Source organism: Enterococcus sp. AZ009, from assembly GCF_050548785.1.
Taxonomy (GTDB): Bacteria; Bacillota; Bacilli; order Lactobacillales; family Enterococcaceae; genus Enterococcus_D; species Enterococcus_D entomosocium.
Map to the genome: position 1 here is coordinate 1,513,381 of NZ_CP172960.1, position 22,004 is coordinate 1,535,384.

At 42.1% G+C, this 22,004-nt stretch carries 17 protein-coding genes and 1 riboswitch; of the genes, 10 read left to right on the top strand and 7 right to left on the bottom strand.

Annotation, left to right across the window (positions count from 1 at the left end):
• Positions 1–12: 12 nt before the first annotated feature.
• The gene (efp, locus tag IGJ74_RS07240) at positions 13–573 is read left to right on the top strand and encodes an elongation factor P (RefSeq protein WP_005229668.1); all 561 of its coding nucleotides are present in this window, start codon (positions 13–15) and stop codon (positions 571–573) included.
• A gap of 62 nt (positions 574–635) precedes the next feature.
• On the opposite strand, the gene IGJ74_RS07245 is transcribed toward efp, so the two are convergent.
• Positions 636–1,847: a chloride channel protein gene (locus IGJ74_RS07245; protein WP_086299712.1), complete on the bottom strand. Its 1,212-nt coding sequence runs from the start codon at positions 1,845–1,847 to the stop codon at positions 636–638.
• 94 nt (positions 1,848–1,941) lie between these two features.
• Positions 1,942–2,014: riboswitch (Fluoride riboswitch) on the bottom strand.
• A 231-nt stretch (positions 2,015–2,245) separates the two neighbouring features.
• Between IGJ74_RS07245 and IGJ74_RS07250 the strand changes: the two genes are divergently transcribed.
• Entirely contained in the window at positions 2,246–2,938 is a 693-nt protein-coding gene (locus tag IGJ74_RS07250) for a hypothetical protein (RefSeq protein ID WP_008379712.1), read from the top strand.
• 83 nt (positions 2,939–3,021) lie between these two features.
• Here the strand turns inward: IGJ74_RS07250 and IGJ74_RS07255 are convergent, their stop codons facing one another.
• The gene (locus tag IGJ74_RS07255; protein ID WP_005236776.1) at positions 3,022–3,300 is read right to left on the bottom strand and encodes a GIY-YIG nuclease family protein; all 279 of its coding nucleotides are present in this window, start codon (positions 3,298–3,300) and stop codon (positions 3,022–3,024) included.
• A complete protein-coding gene (locus tag IGJ74_RS07260) occupies positions 3,290–4,024 on the bottom strand; it encodes a tRNA1(Val) (adenine(37)-N6)-methyltransferase (protein WP_016613240.1) in 735 nt (244 codons plus the stop codon). Before IGJ74_RS07260 ends, IGJ74_RS07255 begins: the two co-directional genes overlap by 11 nt.
• Before the next feature lie 137 nt (positions 4,025–4,161).
• On the opposite strand from IGJ74_RS07260, the gene IGJ74_RS07265 reads away from it, so the two are divergent.
• Positions 4,162–4,797: a lysophospholipid acyltransferase family protein gene (locus IGJ74_RS07265; RefSeq protein ID WP_005229679.1), complete on the top strand. Its 636-nt coding sequence runs from the start codon at positions 4,162–4,164 to the stop codon at positions 4,795–4,797.
• Positions 4,798–4,850: 53 nt separating this feature from the next.
• Here the strand turns inward: IGJ74_RS07265 and IGJ74_RS07270 are convergent, their stop codons facing one another.
• The 3 genes from IGJ74_RS07270 to anmK all read right to left on the bottom strand — a co-directional run bounded on the left by IGJ74_RS07270 (position 4,851) and on the right by anmK (position 8,538).
• Complete coding sequence (locus tag IGJ74_RS07270; RefSeq protein WP_218193330.1) at positions 4,851–5,942, bottom strand: MupG family TIM beta-alpha barrel fold protein; 1,092 nt, start codon at positions 5,940–5,942, stop codon at positions 4,851–4,853.
• 118 nt (positions 5,943–6,060) lie between these two features.
• Positions 6,061–7,356, bottom strand: a complete 1,296-nt coding sequence (locus IGJ74_RS07275; RefSeq protein WP_005236767.1) for a PTS sugar transporter subunit IIC — start codon at positions 7,354–7,356, stop codon at positions 6,061–6,063.
• Positions 7,357–7,377: 21 nt separating this feature from the next.
• A complete protein-coding gene (gene anmK, locus IGJ74_RS07280) occupies positions 7,378–8,538 on the bottom strand; it encodes an anhydro-N-acetylmuramic acid kinase AnmK (RefSeq protein ID WP_218193329.1) in 1,161 nt (386 codons plus the stop codon).
• A gap of 254 nt (positions 8,539–8,792) precedes the next feature.
• On the opposite strand from anmK, the gene IGJ74_RS07285 reads away from it, so the two are divergent.
• The 3 genes from IGJ74_RS07285 to IGJ74_RS07295 are packed head-to-tail and all read left to right on the top strand — an operon-like array spanning position 8,793 to position 16,226.
• The gene (locus IGJ74_RS07285; RefSeq protein WP_005236763.1) at positions 8,793–9,914 is read left to right on the top strand and encodes an exonuclease SbcCD subunit D; all 1,122 of its coding nucleotides are present in this window, start codon (positions 8,793–8,795) and stop codon (positions 9,912–9,914) included.
• A gap of 2 nt (positions 9,915–9,916) precedes the next feature.
• Positions 9,917–13,045, top strand: a complete 3,129-nt coding sequence (locus IGJ74_RS07290) for an SbcC/MukB-like Walker B domain-containing protein (RefSeq protein ID WP_218193328.1) — start codon at positions 9,917–9,919, stop codon at positions 13,043–13,045.
• A 16-nt stretch (positions 13,046–13,061) separates the two neighbouring features.
• On the top strand, positions 13,062–16,226 hold the full coding sequence (locus IGJ74_RS07295) for a DEAD/DEAH box helicase (protein WP_016621311.1): 3,165 nt from the start codon (positions 13,062–13,064) through the stop codon (positions 16,224–16,226).
• Between the two features lie 46 nt (positions 16,227–16,272).
• On the opposite strand, the gene IGJ74_RS07300 is transcribed toward IGJ74_RS07295, so the two are convergent.
• Positions 16,273–17,007 carry an HAD family hydrolase gene (locus IGJ74_RS07300; RefSeq protein WP_042890425.1) on the bottom strand — a complete coding sequence of 245 codons (735 nt, stop codon included), beginning with the start codon at positions 17,005–17,007 and terminating at the stop codon, positions 16,273–16,275.
• A 244-nt stretch (positions 17,008–17,251) separates the two neighbouring features.
• Here IGJ74_RS07300 and IGJ74_RS07305 point away from each other — a divergent pair, with 244 nt between their 5' ends.
• From IGJ74_RS07305 to IGJ74_RS07320, 4 genes are all read left to right on the top strand, one after another.
• On the top strand, positions 17,252–18,988 hold the full coding sequence (locus IGJ74_RS07305; protein ID WP_005236757.1) for an ABC transporter ATP-binding protein: 1,737 nt from the start codon (positions 17,252–17,254) through the stop codon (positions 18,986–18,988).
• A 705-nt stretch (positions 18,989–19,693) separates the two neighbouring features.
• On the top strand, positions 19,694–20,092 hold the full coding sequence (gene spxA, locus IGJ74_RS07310) for a transcriptional regulator SpxA (protein ID WP_003127030.1): 399 nt from the start codon (positions 19,694–19,696) through the stop codon (positions 20,090–20,092).
• 152 nt (positions 20,093–20,244) lie between these two features.
• On the top strand, positions 20,245–20,895 hold the full coding sequence (locus IGJ74_RS07315; RefSeq protein ID WP_016621314.1) for an adaptor protein MecA: 651 nt from the start codon (positions 20,245–20,247) through the stop codon (positions 20,893–20,895).
• Positions 20,896–20,995: 100 nt separating this feature from the next.
• Positions 20,996–21,994: a competence protein CoiA gene (locus IGJ74_RS07320; protein WP_042890434.1), complete on the top strand. Its 999-nt coding sequence runs from the start codon at positions 20,996–20,998 to the stop codon at positions 21,992–21,994.
• The last annotated feature ends 10 nt before the right edge of the window (positions 21,995–22,004 follow it).

Here is a 22,004-nt window from a genome sequence, read left to right on the forward strand (position 1 = left end):
GATTTCAAAATTATGATCAATGCAAGTGACTTAAGAGCTGGAATGACATTCGTTCAAGACGGCAAACTTATCAAAGTATTAGATGCTAGCCATCACAAACCAGGTAAGGGAAATACGGTTATGCGTATGAAATTACGGGACGTTCGGACTGGTTCGACTTATGATACAACCTTCCGTCCAGAAGAAAAATTTGAAAAAGCGCATATTGATACGAAAGCTGTGCAATATCTATACACAATGGATGATACAGCATTCTTCATGGATCTGGAAACGTATGAACAATATGAAATTCCAGTTGAAGTGGTAGAAGAAGAAATGAAATTTATTCTTGAAAACATGGAAGTAAAAATCCAATTCTTCGGCAGCGAAGTAATCGGCGTTCAACTACCATCAAGCGTAATCTTAAAGGTTGTTGAAACACAGCCGTCGATCAAAGGGGCGACTGTGACTGGTTCAGGCAAGCCAGCAACGATGGAAACTGGCTTAGTTGTCAATGTTCCTGACTTTGTTGAAGAAGGCGAAATGCTAGAAATCAATACAGCTGAAGGTACCTACTTAAAACGTGCGAAATAAGAAAAAAACCGCGACTTGTTCGCGGTTTTTTCTTTTGCTCTGGAGGAGGGATCAAAAGTGAATCATTTCCCGTCTGCCAATGATTTTTGTAAGGGATAAATACTATAGGGTTTACTGATAAAGTAGGCGACGGAGCAGACGATCACAAACAAGGGCAGATTTTCAAAGCCAAAGACTTCCCCACCGATAAAGATCGGTGCAAATAAAGTGCTAGTAGCACTGCCAAAGACACTGGCATAGCCTAGGGCTGCCACCAGTTCGATAGGCAGTCCGAAGAGCGGTGCCAGCACGACGCCCAAAGAGGCGCCGATCGCAAACAAAGGGGTGACTTCTCCGCCCAAAAAACCAATACTGATAGTCAGTACAGTTAACACCATCTTAAGCAGCCAGTCATAAGAATAGATTGGTTGATTCGTGAAACTAGCGCTGATCAAATTCGTTCCTAAACCTGAATAACGACCATGATACAAAAGGACAAAAAGTAAGACTAGCACGAGTGAACCGATGCCAATGCGCCAGAGAGGATGAGGAAAGCGTCGTTTCATGATCCGTTTCATCGTTTCTAATAATCCCGCAAAGCTGCCACCAACAATACCAAATATTAAGCCAATCAAAAGTAATTTCAGAAAAACAGCCAAAGTCAAATCGGGGGACGGTGACAAAGCAAAACTAAATTTTTCTAATCCTAACAATTGAGAAGTCGTACTAGCGGTGAAAGCAGCCAGCAAAGTTGGTAAGAGTGCATGATGACTGAATTTACCGATGACAAGTACCTCCAGTGCGAAGAACGTCGCAGCGATCGGGGTTTCAAATAAACCAGCAAATCCCGCAGCCATCCCAATCATGATCAGGGTGCTGGCGTACTTTTCTAGTCGCAGCCATTTTCCTAAGCGATTGGCGATGGTGGCACCTAACTGAACCGCAACCCCTTCTCTGCCAGCGCTTCCTCCAAATAAATGCGTCAGCCAGGTTCCCACCATTACAAAAGGAATCAAGCGCAACGGAATGTCTTTTTCTTCTTCATGTCCGACTAAAAACACTAAATTCATTCCCTGAGGACTTCGGTCACCGTACTTTTGGAACAGGTAAGTAAAACAAATGCCGATAATGGGTAAAAAGAGAATCAAGGGCAAAAAATGACTATCACGAAAGGCGCTTAAGGAAAGTAGGATCTTCCCAAAGAAGGTGTCGACGGCTCCAGCGAATACGCCAATAACCAGACTGACCACACCTAAAGCAGTCAGTTCCCAATTAGTTGTTTTTTGTTTCATCATTTCTATCACGATCCTTTAAAAAGAATATAGGAACAATGCTCCTGCAAATACGACGACCTAGTGAAAATAAAAAAATGACTGCTACACACTAAAAAAAGTGGTAGAAGTCATTAGCAAAATTGCGGTTTCAGTAAGAACTGAGGGAGACATTCATTCCCGATTAGCATTAATATTATCTGATAAAACCCTCCTTTTGTCAATGGATGTTTGTTGTGAAAAGCAATTCATCTAACACTTATCTTTTCTACATAGTTATGGTAAAATTAATCTCATAAGAACTTATATGGGAATTGAGCGCCTTGAGGATAATTGGCATGAAAAGGGATGAAAGGACGATCCTTCTACTGTTTGACCAAGGGTAAGACAGTGAGTAGTGAGGAATCGAAGAGGAATAAAAAATGGTTGCATTTATGACGAGCGAAAAATGGCTGCAAAGTGAGCGTTTTTATTATGTGATCCTACCAATTCTCATGGTAGTTGGTCTGATTGCGTTATTAGGGTTCCTGATGGTTCTGCTTTATCGAGAAAACCGCAACCCAAAAGTGACGCTATTGCTTGGCGGCATAGTCGTTACGTGTCTATTAGGTTTTTTTATTGGGGATCAAGTGTATGGTGAATTCAAAACGTATAATGCGCTGATCACACCGAATATCCGAGATCGCGAAAAGATGTTTCTAGGCTATAAATATTACGAATCTGATACTACAGCAATTTATCAGCGCATCCAAAGCAATGAAGCGATTGAAACTTTAGGAATCTATCAAGCAATACCGGTGGAACGGGAGATTGAATTTCTTGGTTCTGCTCATAACTCCGTATATTTTAAAATGGGCGCCCAGGTTTACTATGCTCGCTATCAACCGACTTTTGTGGATGAGGAAACAACTGCTAAACTGCAGGGGGTTCAATACCATTTGACTGATCCTTCCTTTGAAACAATTGGTTTCTATTCCGAAACCAACAACTATTTAACGGCAATTACGATTCCAAAGTCCCAAGAAACCCTCGAATATCAATCCGTTGATTCTGTGATCCCGAAAGAATTTGGGAAAAGTCAAACCCAATGGGCGTTACCGAATAGGAATGAATAACGATAAAAAAACTACCTAAGTCACGAAAGAAAGCTCCCTCAAGAAGGAAACTTCCGTGCGCAGGTAGTTTTTTGCATGCTTGGTCAGAGAACATTGCTTTTCCTATGACTGATCAGGTAGTCCTCTTTCTTTTTGCGAGGCAATTTTTTGAAGGCGGCTTCTGCTTGAGTGGCTTTACTGCGAGTGGAAAAGCTTTCCGCATGGATCATTTGCAAGGGTCTGCGACTAGCGGGACGGGTATATTTTGCCCCGATCCCTTTGTTATGCTCTAATAAGCGGCGACTCAAATCGGTAGTATAGCCGCCGTAAAAGGATTGGTCGTTGCAACGTAAGACATAAAAGTAATGGTTGTCAGCAGCCATAGAGCATCGCCTTCACTTCTGGACTATAAGAGCCCGTTTCATCATAGGTAATGAGAGGAGAATCAATTTTAAACCCTTCCGCCTTACCATCCTTGATTCCTTCAATCAATAAAATATTGGCCTCTTTGCCTACTTTCGGATAGACGAAGCGGACTCGTTTTGGCGCGATTCGATGGGTGCGCATATTGTCCAAAATATCGAGAAAGCGATCCGGGCGATGAACCATCGCAAACCTTCCATTCATTTTTAACGCTTTACTGGCGGTTTGGATCACTTCATCTAAATTTGTGGTGATCTCGTGCCGGGCGATCGCTAAATAGGGATTCGGGTTTTTGATCGCCGTCGGTATATTTTTAAAATAAGGCGGATTGCAGACCAAAAGATCGACGGAATCAGGTTTGATTTTTTGAAAGAGATTCTTCAAATCCATAGGATAGACCGTCAGCTGTTCTTGCAAGTCATTTAATTCGATACTGCGCTGCGCCATATCCGCTAAGCGTTCCTGCAATTCGACCTGATAAATATGAGCAGTCGTTTTTCTGCTGATAAATAAACCGACTGCGCCATTCCCTGCACAAAGGTCAACGATCACACCTCTTTTTGGTACTCTAGCGTAATTGGCTAATAAGACAGCATCTAATGAAAAAGAAAAAACTTCGGAACTCTGAATAATCTTGATGTCATCGGCATACAATTGGTCAATGCGTTCGTTCGGTTGCAACATGAAGCATACTCCTGTTCTAAATTCATTTCAATGTATTATACTACGATTAAGAATAATGGGAAACGCTAAAAAAGGCTTGTCATTTAAACCGTTTTTTTGCATACTTGAATAGGAGAGAAATAGAAAGGAAAATGAGTATGTTTTTTCGCTTTATGCGCGGTGTGGTTCGCGTAGTATTATTTTTGATCAACGGCAATGCTCGTTATCAAAACAAAGAGGTTTTACCTAAAAATGAAAACTATATTTTAGTGGCTCCTCACCGAACCTGGTGGGATCCATTGTACCTAGCAGTGGCTGCTCGGCCAAAGAAATTCAGTTTTATGGCGAAAGAAGAGCTGTTCAAAAACCCGATTTTACGGTTCATTTTGATTCATGCCAATGCTTTTCCAGTCAAACGGGACAAACCAGGACCGAGCGCGGTAAAGACGCCAGTCAAAATCTTGAAGGAAACCGATCTTAGCTTGATCATGTTCCCAAGTGGTACGAGACATGCAACGGCCTTAAAAGGTGGCATGGCGTTGATCGCGAAAATGGCCAAAGTCAAGATCGTTCCCTCTGTTTATCAAGGACCGCTGACATTAAAGGATTTATTTAAACGCAAGCGAGTGACTGTCCGTTTTGGGGAGCCAATCGATATCAGTGACATCAAAAAGATGGACAAAGAGGGCTTGGCGGAAGTGGAACGGCGCATCCAAGGTGCATTTGACACACTGGATCAAGCGATCGATCCGTCATTTGTTTATCAAATCGATGAGTCCAAAAGAGAAGATTAATACCTAAGAAAAGCCGTTGATCCTTTTGTGATCAGCGGCTTTTTTCTAATGATTTAATCCAACAATTCGAAAGCAAATTTGGTCCATGGTTTCAAATATTCCAACAAAGGCAACTCCTCTTTTGGGATAGCACTGACTTTGTTTTTTCGGGCGTCTTGGTGAGGGGTCAAAACGATCTGCAATTCGTTTTTGTACTGACCAAAGGTATCATTGCCGATAACGATGTCCCCATAAGCAAACGGTTCTTGGTTTGTATGAGGGAGGTTTTCGATGGGACGGTATTTCACCCGTGATTGTGTGGAACGAGCGACTAACGCATTACTGTCACCGCGACGAAAATGATTGGTTTCAGCTAATATCCTCCGTTCGATTTCGCTGGCTTCTGCTTCTACGGAAACGCCAAAGGTCAGTTTGTAGCGATCGATCGCCGCCAGAGCTTTCAGTTCTGCATCCGACGCATAGGCATTGCCAATAATCACCGTATCGATCAACCCAGAAGCAAAAAGCAGCTTTCCTTGCAACGCCAAAGGTAAATCGCGACAAGATTCTAAGGTTGGCAGGCCATCATTGACTTCCCAAGGGCCAATTTTGGCTGATTGACTAGTGATGAAGGCGGCTGTTTTCAACCCATATTTTTTAAAACGTTGACTGCAGTTGCGGAAAAAAGCCTCCGTTAATCCTGTGCCTCGTTGGGGGTAAAAATTGTGGCAGCCATATAAAAAAGGTTCATTGGCTTGATAAGAAAGGATATTTTCTAAATAGTTCACATCATTACTCATGTTTAATTCAATCGCCAAGCCGAATGGATTGAAGGTCAGTTGGGCTTCTTTGCTGCCATCAAACCCTTGATCCAAGCGGATACCGTCCGCACCTAATTCTGCAAAGAAGCTTAGATCGTCATAAGAGATCGCCAGATCACTAAAAACAGCTGGGGAAATATCTAAAATCGTTTCAAACCCAAGGTTCTTGGCAAACCCGATAATCGAAGAGAATTTTTTTCTGACGGTCTCTTTGCCTTCACTGACTTCTAGCATACTCATAAATAAGCGAGAGTAACCAAGGGCAGCAGCTTTTTTTAAATAGTCTTGATCCAGTAAAGGATCGCTATGGTCGGGGTAAATCGAAAGGCCAATTTCTCGTTTCAATGGTTTTCCCTCTTTCTAAAAAAATCGTACGAAGCACCTCTTAGTATCGAAAAATGCTGCTGTGGAGCGCTTCTTCCGATTGTCTTGATGGGTGCTTCGTCCGACCTTTATCAACAAATTATTGTGTGACTGGTTGATTTTCTTTTTCCAATTCGTTTTTGTCATAGATTTTTACGAATGGGTAATAGATCAGAATCGATAAAAGAATCAAAAGAACATTCAGCACGATCGCACGCCAATCGCCGCCAGTCGCTAAGAAAGCACCAATTGGTCCAGGCAATGTCCAAGGGGCATTGACCGTGACGGCATTGACTAAACCTGCTGAGGTGGCGACCCATGCAATGATACCATTGATTAAAGGCGCAATGATGAATGGCGGGATCAAGATTGGATTCAAGACGATCGGTGTACCGAAAATCAGTGGTTCGTTGATGTTGAAAATAGCTGGAATTAAGGCTGTTTTTCCTAGTTTGGAACCGAATTCCGATTTTGTGCGAAAAGCTAACAAAATAGCCAAACCAATCGTTGAACCAGCCCCACCAATCCAGATGAACCATTGATAAAATGGTTCGGCTGCAATATTGGGAATCATATCTCCCGATGCAAGCGCTGTTGTATTTCCTTCTAACAACTGTAACCATAATGGACGAGCCAGTGAACCAACGATAGAAGCACCATGGATCCCGAATGACCAGAAGAAGGTCGTCAAGAAGGTGATCAAAAGCACACTTGGCAAGGTATCTGCGGCACTGACTAAAGGATCGACGACTTTTGCCACGATCGTGTGCCAGTCAAAACCGATATAGTAAGTGATCGCGCCCATTCCCAAAATGATCACTAAAGTGGGAGTCAAGGCTTCAAAAGAGCGAGCGACTGCAGGTGGGACTTGTTCTGGCATCGTGATTTTGAATTTCGATTTGTCCGTTAACCGATAGATTTCAACGGCAAGAATCGAGGTGATGATCGCCACGAACATACCAGCACTCCCTAAATTGGCCATTGGCAAGACAAAACCGACCGTTCCAGCTGCATCCAACGCTTCTGCTGGGATATTGACCGGGGTGAAGGTCAGTAAGAAGGCGGTCGTAGCTAAGATCCCACCTGAAAGACCATCAAGCTTATAAGAGCGAGAAAGACTGTATCCGATCCCGAATGCAGCATACAAGCTCATAATGTACATCGTCATTCGATAAGGCAATAAGATGGTTGTGGCATTGCTAGACAAGAATTGATAGATGCCCCAACTTTGAGGCAGCGGTGGAAAGGCTAAAATCATAAAGAACGAACTGACGATAATCAATGGCAATGTTGAAACGATCCCGTCACGAACCGCTCGCAAATGACGCTGGCTGCCAAGTTTTTCCATCGGTCCTGCCAGATGGCGTTCGATGAACTGAGTGAATTTATCTAACATGGTTTATCCTCCTAAGATGTTTTACATTTTTGTTTCCCATGGATTCGGAATGATTTTTCCTAAAATCACGCCTTGGGCTGCCCCGGTTGCTGCAGGGGCATTGTTGACACGGCTGTGAAGGGTTTCATTTCCTAAGATGGCGAAAGCCACCGCTTCTTTGGCATCGTTCGAACCGCCAATGTCATCTTGTGTTACAACGGCTACTGTTTCGGGTAAATAGCCTTTGATCATCTCAATCAGCAGATGGTTATGGGCGCCGCCACCTGAAAGAATCACTTCAATATCATTTGTTCCCAACTGAGGGAAAATGAACCGTTGGTAACTGTCAGCAATGGAAAATGCGGTGAAATCGGTTAAAGTTCTCACCAAGTCTTCCGATGCTACTTGGGGATATTCGGTCATTAGCTGCTGCACAAAATGTTTACCAAATTGTTCACGTCCAGTGCTTTTCGGCGGTTGCTGGGACAAATAAAAATGAGTTCTTAATTCCTTTTGCAAGGTGGGTATAATTGCTCCCGCTCGGGCTGTTTCACCAAACGCATCATAAGGCTGACCGAATAGCTGAACCATTAGTTCATCGATGACCATGTTTCCTGGACCTGTATCAAAAGCATATAATTCGCTTAAGCCACCATCTTTAGGCAGAACAGTAACGTTGCCGATGCCGCCAATATTTTGCAACAAACGATTTTTATCGTCTGATTGATAGAGCAGATAGTCCGTATAAGGTACAAGGGGCGCTCCTTGCCCGCCAGCAGCCATATCCATCACTCGGAAATCGGCGACGACTTTCGTTTGTAAGCCATAAGCGATAATCGAAGGTTCACCAATTTGCAAGGTGCTGTTTTTCGCTGGATCAGCATCGGGGGAGTGCCAGATCGTTTGTCCGTGGCTGGCAACAAAATCAATGCTTTTTTCTTCAATACCGGCTTTTTGGCAGAGGATTTGACACGCTTCCAAAAATTGATACCCTAATTCAGTATTTAATTGGCAGATGAGGGGAACATTTGATTCCACCGGATCACAAGCGGTTTTTATTCGTTCCTTCAATTCTTCACCAATGGGCAGTGTGAGCATTTCCATCAGCTGGACGTCAGTTTCGGTACCGCAGCCGTTGATTTTTACTAAAGCAGCGTCGATTCCATCCAAACTGGTTCCTGACATGAGTCCTATTGCAAGCATATCGTTTCTCCTTTCTTTTAGAATAGTGATGAAAGCGATTGTTGAATTCGATTTCACACTCATTGTAAATGAAGTGTAATTATATTTCAAGATATAAATTTATAATTGAAAAAACATTTCAACATAATGATGTTAGGTGTTCGCTATTTTTATCAAAAATGGGTGGTAAATGAAATTTCGCTGGAAGAGAGATGTCTAACGATCAGGGAAAGTGGTATAATGATTGGAAGGATATTTTTTAAGAAGGTGAAGAAATGCGCTTTATACATACAGCTGATTGGCACATCGGAAAAAAACTACATGGCTATGATCTGCTGGAAGACCAACGAGCAATCATTGATCAAATCATAGCGCTAGCAAGAGCAGAAAAGGTCGATGCCATCGTCATTGCGGGGGACCTTTATGATCGTTCGGTTCCTGCTGTTGATGCAGTCAAATTACTAAATGAAAAAATCGCTGAAATCAATTTAACGAATGAACTGCCATTATTGGCTATCTCAGGAAACCATGATAGTCCAACTCGTTTAGAAACCGGCAGTCAGTGGTTTCAACAAACACGCTTTTACCTGTCCACCAGCATCGAACAAAGTTTGCACCCGGTTGAGTTTGACGATACACAATTCTTTTTACTACCGTATTTCGAACCCATCGAGGCCCGCTTGTTTTTTGATGAACCATTAATGAAGATTTCTGATAGTGTCCAAAGAGTCATTGAGGAGATGACCAAGAACTTTGACTCGTCCAAAAAGCAAGTGCTAGTGACCCATTTTTTTGTGGCGGGTTCTAGCCAAACAGATTCAGAAACAAAAATTCAAGTTGGCGGATTGGACAGCGTACCGACCACCGCTTTTGCGCCTTTTGATCGGGTTGTTTTAGGCCATTTACATGCCAATACGGCTCTCAAACACCCAAAGATCGGGTACAGCGGCTCACCACTGAAATTTTCCCTTTCTGAACGGACGAACCAAAAAGGGATCTATCTTATTGATACCGTAAAAGATACCAATGAATTTATTCCACTGACACCAAAAAGGGATATCCAGCAGCTGACGGCGTCCTTTGAGGAGTTGATCGATCCGGTTTTTTACCGTGATCTGGATCGTGAGGCGTTTTGGCATTTTCTGCTGACGGATCGTGCTGTGATTCCAAATATGATGAATCAGTTGCGAAAAATCTATCCATTTATTTTGTCTGTCGAACGGTTGAATGGACGAGAACAGACGAAAAAAAGACAGCTAACGACACGAGAAACCGACCCGCAGACCTTGATCAGTCATTTTTTTCAAGAAATGACGGGAGATTCATTGCTCGATTCACAAACCAAATGGATCGAACAAGGATTAAATGAAGCATTTGTCGTGGAAAAGAGGGAATAGTCATGCAACCGAAGTCTTTACAAATGAAAAATTTTGGTCCATTCATTGATGAAAAATTGGATTTTAGTCAGCTGCAAGCTGGCGGGTTGTTTTTGATCAGCGGTAAAACTGGTGCAGGAAAAACGACTATTTTCGATGGAATGACGTTTGCCTTGTTCGGTGAAACATCGGGGAATCTGCGCTCAGGCAAAGAAATGCGATCGATGTTTGCTTCACCAACCGAAGAGACCAGCGTCACCTTTACTTTTGAACATCAGCGTTTTACCTACCAGATCCAACGGAAACCGGAACAGACGTTAGCAAAAAAACGTGGTGACGGTGTCACTAACCAAACGGCAAAAGTTCAATTGACGATTTTTGACGCCGATGGCAAAGAGAAAAAGCAGATCAGTAAACGGACAGAAGTTGATGCGTTTATCAAGGATCTGCTGCAGCTGGATGCAAAACAGTTTTTTCAAATCATGATGTTGCCGCAAGGAGAATTTCGTAATTTTCTGATTGCCAGTAGTAACGAGAAAGAACGGGTTTTACGAAATCTATTTGGTACAGAAATGTACCAGCAATTTAATGAATGGCTAAAAGAGCAAGTCAAAGCACAAAGTAGAAAGCTTGAACATCAGCAACTAGTCGCTTCGCAGATCATGGAGCGTTTTGAATGGGAAGAAGTGCAAGAAGTTTTAACGGTTGCGGAATGTCTGACTTTATGGGCGCAAGATTTAGAGAAACAACAGATTCAACTTCAAAAGTTATTGCAGAGAAAAGACCAGGCAACGCAAGAAATGAAAGCTGCGCAAGATGCCTTTTACCGTGCAAAAGAAATCGAAAATGCTCGGATCGAATGGCAAGAACTACAAGAAAAAGCACAACTGTTGAATGCCCAAAAAAACGAGATCGATCAAAAAAAAGCACGATTGACCCAACTTGTGTGGGCGCTTGAACATCAAGAAATCATGCAGCAAAAAGAAGAACGCGTAAATGAAGCGCAGCAAGCAGCACAGCAAATCGACGAAACGAAGCAGCTGTTGCAAGATGTTCAGCGGCAACAAGTAAGCTGGCAAGAACAAAGACCGTTGATCGAAGAGACTAAGAAAAAGCATGAAGCTGCCAATCAAAGAAGCCAACAGATCCAGCAGCAGATTCCATTGGCGCAACGCACAGAAAAGCAGCGAGAAGAAGTGGCACAGCAGGAAAAAGCAGCACAGCAGCAAACGGGCAAATTGACCCAAATTACTCAAGTGCTTGCTAACACCAAAACACAAGAGCAGCAACTGGTAGAAAAAATTGAAACGTTAAGAACATTTCAAACAGAAGCATTAAAACTAGCTGAAACACAATTGCTAATTGAAAAATGGCAGCAAGCAAAGGCACTGGTTCGTGAAGCAGAGCAAAAAACCGGGGAACAACAACAAATTCATTCGGATTTGGTCCTTGAAAAACAGCAACTAGAAACATCTTTGCTAGAGCTGCAAAAAACGCTAAAACAAGAAACCAGTCAAAATGCTCGGATGCAAATTGCGCGGCTTCGTCTTTTATTGGAAGAAAATGAACCTTGTCCCGTGTGTGGATCATTGGATCATCCGAATGCACAGGAGCATACGACCTATCCCATTGAGGACATTCTTGCGAGTGAGCAAAGACTTGAGCAAATGCAAGAAAAATTGACGATAGTCCAACAGCAGGTATCGGCAAATCAAACGCTTCAAGAACAAGCGTTATTGCGGATCAATGAATGGCAAGCGACAAGCGTTTCGGCGGAAAAGCAAGCGGCTGCTGCTTGGAACGACGTTCAGCAGGCATACGCTAGGTTACAGCCTTTCGAAACGCAAGAGAAGCTTACTGAAGAAACGATTGCACAGGAATTAAAAAAACGACAATCTATCAATCAGCAAAAAGCCTCCTCTTACGAAGCAGCGCAAAAAACATATCAGGCAGTAAAGGGGCAATTGACAAAGTTAGATGAATCCTATCAGCAAGTCAGTGAGCAAGCAAAAAAGGCCGAGGAAGCGCGCCAACTTGCGGCAGGAAAATTGGCCTCTTTGCAAGAACAACTTGGTGGTGCTACTTACCAACAACTACAAGCCGATTTAGCGTCAATTCATCTTTTACTAAGGGAATATACGCAACAAATCGAGGCGGATGCCCGGCAAGAAGCACAGATCAAAGAGCAGCAAGCGATCCTTTCAGAGAAGTTGAAGAATGTACAACAATTTTTCGAAGAAAAGCAAGCCGCCAAGGCGAAAGCAGAACAACGGCTGATGCAACGATTGCAAGAAGCAGCGATGACTGAAGAAGCAATGCGGGAATTGATTGCCCAAGCTCCTCAAACAACCCTTCTGACAGAAGAAATCAAAACCTATGAGCAAGAAACGGCGTTTGTTCAACAGCGTCTGATATTGCTAGATACCCAATTAAAAGAGCAGGCGACAATGGATTTAATCCAATTGGAAACGACCTACCTTCAGTTGCAGACTGTGATGGAGGAATTACAGCAAGAAACGGTTCGCAAACAGGAGAAGGTCAACAGCAATCAACGGTTATTTGACGAGTTGCAAGTCATTTATCAGAAAAATGTAGAAGAACTTGCCCAATTAGGCCAACTTCAACAGTTGGCAGAAACCATCAATGGCGAAAACACGAAGAAAACCAGCTTGGAACGGTATGTGTTGCAACAATTTTTGACGGAGATCTTAGAAGTCGCCAATGAACGCTTGTCCCGTTTGACCCGTGGCCGCTATCAATTTGAATTAGCGGATAAAGTTGGGAGCTATCGAAGCTCAACAGGCTTAGAAATTGACATCTATGACGATAATGCCGGTCAAGTCAGAAGAGCACATACACTGTCAGGCGGTGAAAGCTTTATTGCAGCCTTAGCGTTAGCAATCTCTTTAGCAGATGTGATCCAGCAACGAGCTGGCGGGATTGAGATCGAAGCACTTTTCATCGATGAAGGGTTTGGCTCGCTTGATGAAGAATCATTGGAAATGGCGATGGAAGCATTAGAAATGATCGAAAATGAAGGGCGCATGATTGGGATCATCAGTCATGTTCGAGAACTGCGGGCAAGGATCCTGCAGCAAGTGTTCGTAGAAACCAACGGCAGCGGGCAAAGCCGGATCCGAATAAAAGAATAAGGAGAGGAGGGCTCTTATGAAGTGGAGTATTCCAGAAAAAGTAATCGAGCGGGGGAGAACGTATCTTAATGAAGGCCGTGTCCTGTCTGTGACCCCGGATAAAGAAAAAAATGTGTGGCATGCAGAAGTACTCGGAACAGAATTATATTTAGTTACTTTGGATGCTACTGCCAAAGAAGTGGATTATTGCCAATGTCCCTATTGGGAAGAACATCATTATTGCAAACATACGGTGGCCGTCGAACTCTATTTACGCCAACAAGGAAAAACACGGAAAATCAATGAACAAACCCCCATCAAAAAAGCCTTTTCTGCTTCAGAGATGTTTTCCAATGGTTTTGCTCGCTTAGACAGCGAAAAGGAAGCGAGTAAACCATTACAGATTGAATTTCGGGTAGATACGATTGCGACAAATCCTTATCACCAAGAGATGGATATTTTAGGGGTCTCTTTGAAGGTCGGGCATCGCGGCACGGCCAGGACCTATGTCGTCAAAAACATTTATAAATTTTTACAGATGTATCAAGAGAACAAGCACTATGCGACCAATAAGCAACAGACCTTTTTGCTTTCTGCGGATGCTTTTGATGAGAAAAATCGAGCTTTATTGAATCGATTGACAGGAATCGCGCAAACCCAACAATTAATGGGGCAAGCGGGCATTCAAATCAATGGCAAACTTGACAAAAAATACTTGCTGCTGCCCGTTGAATTCGGCAAGGAACTGCTATTGCAATTCAATGATGTCTACACGCAAATCACCATTGGTGAAACCAAGGTCAGCCAAGTAGACTTCCAATCGGGGGAACCATTGACGTTTTCAGTTACAAAAGAAGCGGATCATTTTCCGCTGCAGTTCGTAAAAGACTTCGACCACTTACTTAGTTATTATAACTGGGGGCTGTTGGACGGAACATTTTATGAATTGACTGTCGAGCAAAAGGAGATCTATGTCACGATGCAGCAGCTGTTTAAACGTTTTGAACAGCCAATCATTGATTATCCAAAAGAAGAGCTGGCGAATCTCTTTATGAAAGTTTTGCCTTATTTGCGAAAAATTGGGCGTGTCCAAGTGGCTCCTGAGGTTCAAAATGACATCGAAGAATCTGAATTGAAAGCAGTTTTCTCCTTGCGGAAAATCAAAGGTCAAGTAGATCTACAAGTTGATTTTACTTATGGAGAAGTCGTTTTTTCAAGTGATGAAAAACATCAATACATGCCAGAAAATCATCCAGAGATTTTACGTGATTTCCAACAAGAAGCACGGATCGAAGCCATTATTGAAACCTTTGGCTATCAAGCCAGCAGCAAAAATTGGCAAAAAAATCTACCACTAGGCGAGCAACTCTATACCTTTTTTACGAGAGAGATCCCGGTCTTGAGACAATTAGGGGAAGTGCGGATCGGCAAGAAGCTGCGGGAACTCTACCTTGATGCCCAGCATCATCGACCAGAAATCGTGATTGAAGAGAATGGTTCTTGGTTGGATATCAAGTTTGATGTTAGCGGCATTCAAGAATCAGAGATCAACGATGTTTTGCGGAGTCTGTTGCAATCTGCGCAATTTTATACCACAGAAAATGGTCAAGTTCTTTCGCTGGAGTCGGAAGAGTTTCAAGAAGCAAGTGCTGCCCTCAAAAAATTACGGCTCTCGTTAGATACGAAAAACGGGGCAATCCAAGTCCCATTGAATCAAGGGCTATTACTGCAAGAACAGTTTGCCGATCAAGCGAGTTTTAGTACAGGTTTTCAGCAAATGACGGAAGATTTGATCCATCCAGAAAACTTTGAGGCACAGTTGCCAGACAACTTGCATGCTGAGTTGCGGCAGTACCAAGAAGTTGGCTTTCGTTGGCTAAAAATGTTGAGCCATTATCAATTTGGCGGTATTCTTGCTGATGAAATGGGGTTAGGGAAGACCGTCCAAACCATTAGCTATTTGCTTTCTGAGAAACAAGAGCATCAAAAATTGAATGCATTGATCGTGGCACCAGCCAGTCTAACATTCAACTGGCAGCAAGAAATCAAACGGTTCGCACCTTCAATTTCAGCGACTGTCATCAGTGGAACGAAAGAAGAGCGAGAAGCGCAGATGGCGCAATCAGCGGATGTCCGAATTACTTCGTATGCAAGCTTGCGTCAGGACATTGATGCCTATCAAGCACTAGAGTTATCGTGTTTGATTTTAGATGAAGCACAGATGGTCAAAAACAGCGCGACCAAAACGGCACAGGCATTGCGATCCTTGGAAGTTCCGCAGCGGTTCGCCCTCAGTGGCACACCGATCGAGAACAATTTAGAAGAATTGTGGTCCTTGTTCCAAATGATTATGCCAGGCTTTTTCCCCAACAAGCAGAAATTTAAGGAACTGTCTACACAAGAAATTGCAAAAATGATCAAACCCTTCATTTTGCGAAGAGATAAAAAATCTGTGTTACATGATTTGCCGCAAAAGCTGGAAACAAATTATTACAGTGTCCTAACAGAGGAACAAAAGAAAATTTATTTGGCGTATTTGCGACAAATGCGAGAAGAAATCGCGCAAATGGATTCTACGTCTTTCCGCAAAAATCGGATCAGTATTTTAGCTGGCTTGACTCGTCTACGGCAAATCTGCTGTGACCCTCGATTATTCGTGGAGGACTACGAAGGGTCTTCTGGGAAACTTGAGCAGGTCAAAGATTTACTCTTAGCAGCCAAAGAAAATGGCCGTCGTGTCCTGCTATTTTCTCAGTTCACCAGTATGCTTTCGATTATTGAAGAAGAATTAGCCCAGGAAGGGTTTGAATCCTTCTATTTGCGTGGCAGCACACCGCCGCAAGATCGTTTGACGATGGTCAATGCTTTTAATAGTGGCGAAAAAGATGTCTTCTTGATCTCATTAAAAGCAGGAGGAACTGGACTAAATCTGACTGGTGCAGATACAGTGATTTTATACGATTTATGGTGGAACCCAGCAGTGGAAGAACAAGCCGCTGGACGAGCCCATCGGATTGGTCAAAAAAATGTAGTCGAAGTCTGGCGAATGATCGCCGAAGGAACCATTGAAGAACGAATGGATGCATTGCAACAAGAAAAACGTGAGCTTTTCCAAAAAGTGATTCAAGGCAATGAAACCCAGCTTCAACAAATGACCGAAGAAGATATTCGTTTAATTTTGAGTATCGGCGAAGAACATTAAGCATTCAAAAAAACATGGACCCGCTTGAAGCGAAGGTCCATGTTTTTTAGTTATAGGCGTATGCAGGAAGCTGCAAGAGGGCGTCAATACTTTCTTGGAGCTGCGAGAAAGCAGTGATCGACACATCGGGTAAATCTTCCAATCCATTAGGCGCCTGACGAAGACGATGATTGAACCACAAGGCTTGCCAACCGGCTTTTTTGCAGCCCACTACATCATTATCAAAGTTGTCACCTACGTACAGTGTTGTTTCTGGATCAAGAGCAAAGGCGGTTTCTGCCAATTGGAAAATTTCTAGCTCTGGTTTCTGATAACCGGTTGCTTGTGAAATGATCATATGCTCTGGTTTGATCCATCGAGTCAGTTGCAACTGATTCAACTTCTTTTGTTGGTGGTCGGTGGGACCGTTAGTAATAATTCCTAATTTGATTGGCAATTTGGACAAATAACTCAAGGTTGACTCAACTTCCGGATGTAGCGTGATAGCATCTAGTTCTTGTTCATAGCACAGCTGAAACTGGCAGCTTTCTTCCATAGTAATAGGGAAATAACCTAAGTCCGTTAGAGAATGAGTCAGCCGGTAATAACGAAAATGCTCCAGCGTCCATTCATTCGCCAATACCCTTCCAAACTGTTCATCGCTATGTACGCGAAAACGCAAATAAAGAGCGGTTAGGTCCTTGCGGGCAATTTCTGGAAAGCATGAGGTTATGGCATTACGAAATGGTTGTTGCTGGTCATATAAGGTATCATCGACATCAAAAAGAATACTAGTGATCAAAAGAGACACGCCTTTCAGAGTTAGTGAAAATTTTCAGTTTGTTTTCGAATCAATCATAAGCCATTATGACTCTAAAAAAAAGGGGGAAAACCTTGTGAAATAAAGGTTTTATTTACTGTTTTTAGAAATCCGCGTCTTGATAGGTTTTCAAAATTATAGTGAATTTTACCCATTTTCACATGTTTCTCATTTTGCATTTCTTCAAAGAGTTGCTTATAATGAAAGCTATTGAGGAGGGGGAAATGTGTTAAAAAGGTTTTTTCGTTATTATCGACCGTATCGGTCACTATTTATGCTAGATTTTACTTGTGCGGTATTTGCTGGTTTATTAGAACTGGCCTTTCCCGTTGCCGTCAACCAAGTAATCGATAAGATCATGCCCCAGAACAACTTTCGCTTGATACTATTGGCTTGTTTAGGCTTGTTCTTGTTTTATGTGATCAATACTGTGTTGCAATATATCGTGGTTTTTTATGGTCATAAACTTGGGGTCAATATTGAGACAGATATGCGTCAAGAACTGTTTCGACATCTGCAGACCCAATCTTTTGAATATTATGACAATCAAAAGACCGGCAAGCTGATCAGTCGCTTGACCACGGATCTCTTTGAAATCTCTGAAGTCGCTCACCATGGGCCAGAAGATGTTTTTATCACCATTATGACTTTGGTGGGGGCATTCCTATTGATGTTGAATATGCACGTTCAATTAGCGGTAGCGACATTTGCGTTGATTCCATTGATTACGATTGCCTTGGTTTTTTTCAATAAGAAAATGACCAAAGTCAATACACAGATCTATGACAACCTCGGTGAGTTCAACGCCGGAGTGGAAGCATCTGTTAGCGGCATTCGAGTGACCCAATCGTTTGCTAATGAAACGTTCGAACATAAGCGCTTTGATGGATTGAGCGAAATCTATCGGCAATCGAAGATCCTTTTTTATAAGGTAATGGCGATCAGTTCAGCGTATAATTACTTTCTGATTCGCTTGATCAACTTGTTTGCTCTGATTTTTGGTGCTTACTACGTGATTCGTGGTGAACTGACGAATGGCCAGTTTGTTGGGTTTATTTTATTATCGAATGTCTTTGTTAGACCAATTGAGAAGGTCAATACGATGATTGAAAGCTATCCGAAAGGCATCGCTGGCTTCAAACGATTGACCGAAGAATTGGATAAAGAACCGACGATCAAAGACAAACCAGGGGCACGGGCTGTTCAATCATTAAAAGGGGATATCGTCTACCAAGATGTTTCTTTTTCCTATGCGGATGCGACGAAAGTCTTGAATCACATCGATTTATCGATCAAAGCTGGCGAGACGATCGCCTTCGTCGGGCAAAGTGGCTCAGGGAAAACCACGTTATGCAACTTGTTGCCGCGTTTTTATGAAGTCACTGAAGGCGCCATTACGATTGACGGCATCAATATTCAGGAGATGACCCTGGCTTCTTTACGTCAGCAGATTGGGACTGTGCAGCAAGATGTCTTTCTTTTCCCGGGAACGATTCGAGAAAATATTGCTTATGGCAAACTTGATGCAACAGAAGAAGAGATTTTAAAGGCAGTCAAATTAGCACACTTAGAAAAGGTCATCGATCAAATGACGGATGGGTTAGATACGGTCATCGGTGAACGAGGAGTCAAATTATCCGGTGGTCAAAAGCAGCGGGTAGCGATTGCTCGGATGTTCTTAAAAAACCCGCCGATTTTGATATTAGATGAAGCAACATCAGCGTTGGATACGGAAACCGAGCAAGTGATTCAAGAGTCATTGAATTCTTTGGCAGATGGCCGTACAACCTTGATCATTGCCCATCGCCTCGCAACGATCAAACATGCGACACGCATCATTGTCGTTAGTGATAAAGGCATCTTAGAAGAGGGGACCCATGAAGATTTGATGGCGAAAAAGGGACATTATCGCGCATTGCATGATGCGCAATTCGCTCGTGATGGAGAACCTTCTCTCCCTTAGAAGAAAGAAATGAACGATCAATCCAAGAAAACACTAGTCTTTTTATACTTTGTCAGGAAAAAGCATAAAAGACGGGTTTCTTAGGTTGATCGTTTTTCACTAAATTTTTGTGAGAAACCCTTTTCATTTATAAGCAGATATTCATTTCTCCTACTGTTTTATTGTCGATTATGACAGAAATGCTTGTATGGTTTTCTGATTAAAAAGGAATGTGATACAATGGAATCAAGAATGAAGACATTGGTTGAGAATCTTCTCTGGAAAAAATAACATATATTTTTATTGTAGCCCTGTCGTTTCCAAGGCAACAAGGGATCGTGAAATTTTTCCTTTGAAAACGATTGAGCCATGGACTTGGTTTTTTTCTCCATTTTTTTGATTACACATGTAATTACAGAGGGGAAATTAAAAAACGCGGGATTCAACTAAAAGAGTATTTTAATATTCTGACATCTTTTTGATACACCTTTGACACACTGTTGTATAAAAGAAGTAATATTAAAAAAAAATTTGATTTTTCTCATTTAAAAATAAACTTTTTGAGCGAAACCTTTTGCCTAAAAGGTTTCGCTTTTAATATAACTTTCGAGTTTTATTAAAAAATATGAGATTTAGACTAGATTTTTTTTAGTTAAACCTGTATAATTGAAATCAAGCGAGGGAACAGGACTTGCTTGATTGAAAATTAAAAAGGAGAGATGCACGTTGTTGACACTATACACTTCCCCAAGTTGCACATCTTGTCGCAAAGCTCGTGCGTGGTTACAAGAGCACGAAATCCCTTTTGTTGAAAGAAATATTTTTTCAGAACCGTTAAATATTTCTGAGCTTAAGGCAATTCTACAAATGACAGAAGATGGCACAGAAGAAATTATTTCCACCAGATCCAAAGTATTCCAAAAGTTGAATATGGATCTAGATGACCTGCCCCTAAAAGATTTATTGACACTTGTTCAAGAAAATCCAGGATTATTGCGTCGGCCAATTATGATCGATGAAAAACGATTGCAAGTTGGGTTTAACGAAGATGAAATTCGTCGGTTCTTACCTAGGGATGTTCGCCAACTGGAACTAAGACAAGCGCAATTAATGGCAGGCTTATAAATTTGACTTCATCGACTCGCTTTCTCGTAGAAAGTGAGTCTTTTTTTGAGTTTTTACGTTTTTCTTAAGAGGATATTCGTTTTCTCTTTACTTTTTATCAGGTTTCGATACAATGAACCTATAGTGAGTAGCAAAAGTGAGGTGTAGCTAATATGGAAATGGAACATATCAATGAGAACACCATTCGTGTATTGATCAAAAGTGAAGACTTAGCTGCGAGAGGCATCACTTTTCTTGACCTTCTAGGAAATCACAATGAAATTGAAAACTTCTTTTACAGTATTCTTGAAGAAGTTGATATTGACGAAGAATTTAAAGGCAGTGAAGCTGTAACTTTCCAAGTCTTGCCTAAAGGCGATGGGTTAGAATTGTTTATTAGCAAAAATCTTCCACCAGAAGGAATGGAAAATTTTGATGAGATGAACGATGAAGCGAATGAAGACATTACCGATATGTTGAAAAAACATGTAGCGGCTCAATTACAAGAGTCAGAGCAAGCAGAAGAAATCGGCAATCGTTTTGTATTCGAGTTGTTGCGATTCGAAGATATGATTCAATTGGCATCCGAAGTATATTTGGATTCCGTTGCAACCAATCTTTACCAAATGGGCAATCATTATTATATTGAAATTCGATTTATGGATGTAGATATTACTGATATTGAAGTGGAAAATGCACTTTCTTATTTGATGGAATTTGCCCAAAGGACTTCAGTGACGCCCGAAGTTTTATCAGAATACGGTGAGTTGATCATGGAAAACGATGCACTTGAATTGACTCGTTTCTATTTCAAGAATGATTAATGAATGAAAATCATTTCCAGCCAAGGACATTTTGACAATGTTTTTGGCTTTTTTAATTGTGTTTGACGAATCTGGCGTACCTCTTATTGAGGTGAGCCAGATGTTGAAAGCGTTGAACCAAAGAAAAGAAGTCATCCTAGCGAAAGGGGCAAAGAAATCCTCGGGCCCTTTTTATTGCCCAGGCTGTCAGAAAGAAGTGATTTTGAGGCAAGGACTTAAGCGACAATCCCACTTTGCCCATCAAGCCACCACTGATTGTCAGACATACAGTGAAGGCGAGACGAAGGAGCACTTGGAAGCAAAACAACTTTTGTTTGAATGGTATCAAGAGATGGATATTGAACTTGAAGCCTACTTGCCGCAACTTCAGCAGCGACCTGATCTCTGTTACAAAAATATTGCCGTTGAAGTCCAGTGTTCTTCACTCAAGTTTTCACGATTTCTGGAACGAACCAGCACTTATTTAGCAAATGGTTATCAGCCTTGGTGGATCCTAGGGACCAAAATGTATCCGAAACGCCATTGGTCGCTTTTGGCAAAAGCCTGCTGTACTTATCAGTCTACTGGCTTTTGCTTGTGGCTCATTGATACGCGAAATCAGGCATTGGTGCGGCTGCACCAAATCAAATGGCACTATCAAGAAGGGGTAATCAGTCGACGAAGCGCTATACAAAAAGGGGAGCCATACAGGAAAGAGACACTTCGACCTTTGTACGAAGCAGATGAATCAGATACCCACCATTCTATTGAATGGGTAGCGGTCGATTATCGTTTGTGGGTGATTCGAAAACTGCGAAACAGACTGCCTAAAATCAGAGAGATTCAAGAAATAGTATACCCGTTGAATGGGAATGTCTCACAGTTGCCTCTTTGGTGCTATTGTGAAAGTCGGTTTGGCTTTTTATTTGAACACCACATACTGATTTTTCGCTTTCTCTATTTAAGTGAATGTCCCATTAGTTTTGAACAGTGGTTGATTCAGTTGAGGAAGCTGCATTGGCAATGGTGCTTTCCTTTGCTTGATCAAAGAGAAATATTGAGAGAAATCTTTCAAGAATGCCAATATTTAGAAAATTCGGTTTCTTTTTCAAGCCAATGATTTGGTTTCG

Bases quoted from the DNA above. Each gene is read 5' to 3' on its own strand.
- efp (WP_005229668.1), top strand. From the start codon at position 13: ATGATCAATGCAAGTGACTTAAGAGCTGGAATGACATTCGTTCAAGAC.
- IGJ74_RS07245 (WP_086299712.1), bottom strand. From the start codon at position 1,847: ATGATGAAACAAAAAACAACTAATTGGGAACTGACTGCTTTAGGTGTG.
- IGJ74_RS07250 (WP_008379712.1), top strand. From the start codon at position 2,246: ATGGTTGCATTTATGACGAGCGAAAAATGGCTGCAAAGTGAGCGTTTT.
- IGJ74_RS07255 (WP_005236776.1), bottom strand. From the start codon at position 3,300: ATGGCTGCTGACAACCATTACTTTTATGTCTTACGTTGCAACGACCAA.
- IGJ74_RS07260 (WP_016613240.1), bottom strand. From the start codon at position 4,024: ATGTTGCAACCGAACGAACGCATTGACCAATTGTATGCCGATGACATC.
- IGJ74_RS07265 (WP_005229679.1), top strand. From the start codon at position 4,162: ATGTTTTTTCGCTTTATGCGCGGTGTGGTTCGCGTAGTATTATTTTTG.
- IGJ74_RS07275 (WP_005236767.1), bottom strand. From the start codon at position 7,356: ATGTTAGATAAATTCACTCAGTTCATCGAACGCCATCTGGCAGGACCG.
- anmK (WP_218193329.1), bottom strand. From the start codon at position 8,538: ATGCTTGCAATAGGACTCATGTCAGGAACCAGTTTGGATGGAATCGAC.
- IGJ74_RS07285 (WP_005236763.1), top strand. From the start codon at position 8,793: ATGCGCTTTATACATACAGCTGATTGGCACATCGGAAAAAAACTACAT.
- IGJ74_RS07290 (WP_218193328.1), top strand. From the start codon at position 9,917: ATGCAACCGAAGTCTTTACAAATGAAAAATTTTGGTCCATTCATTGAT.
- IGJ74_RS07295 (WP_016621311.1), top strand. From the start codon at position 13,062: ATGAAGTGGAGTATTCCAGAAAAAGTAATCGAGCGGGGGAGAACGTAT.
- IGJ74_RS07315 (WP_016621314.1), top strand. From the start codon at position 20,245: ATGGAAATGGAACATATCAATGAGAACACCATTCGTGTATTGATCAAA.
- IGJ74_RS07320 (WP_042890434.1), top strand. From the start codon at position 20,996: ATGTTGAAAGCGTTGAACCAAAGAAAAGAAGTCATCCTAGCGAAAGGG.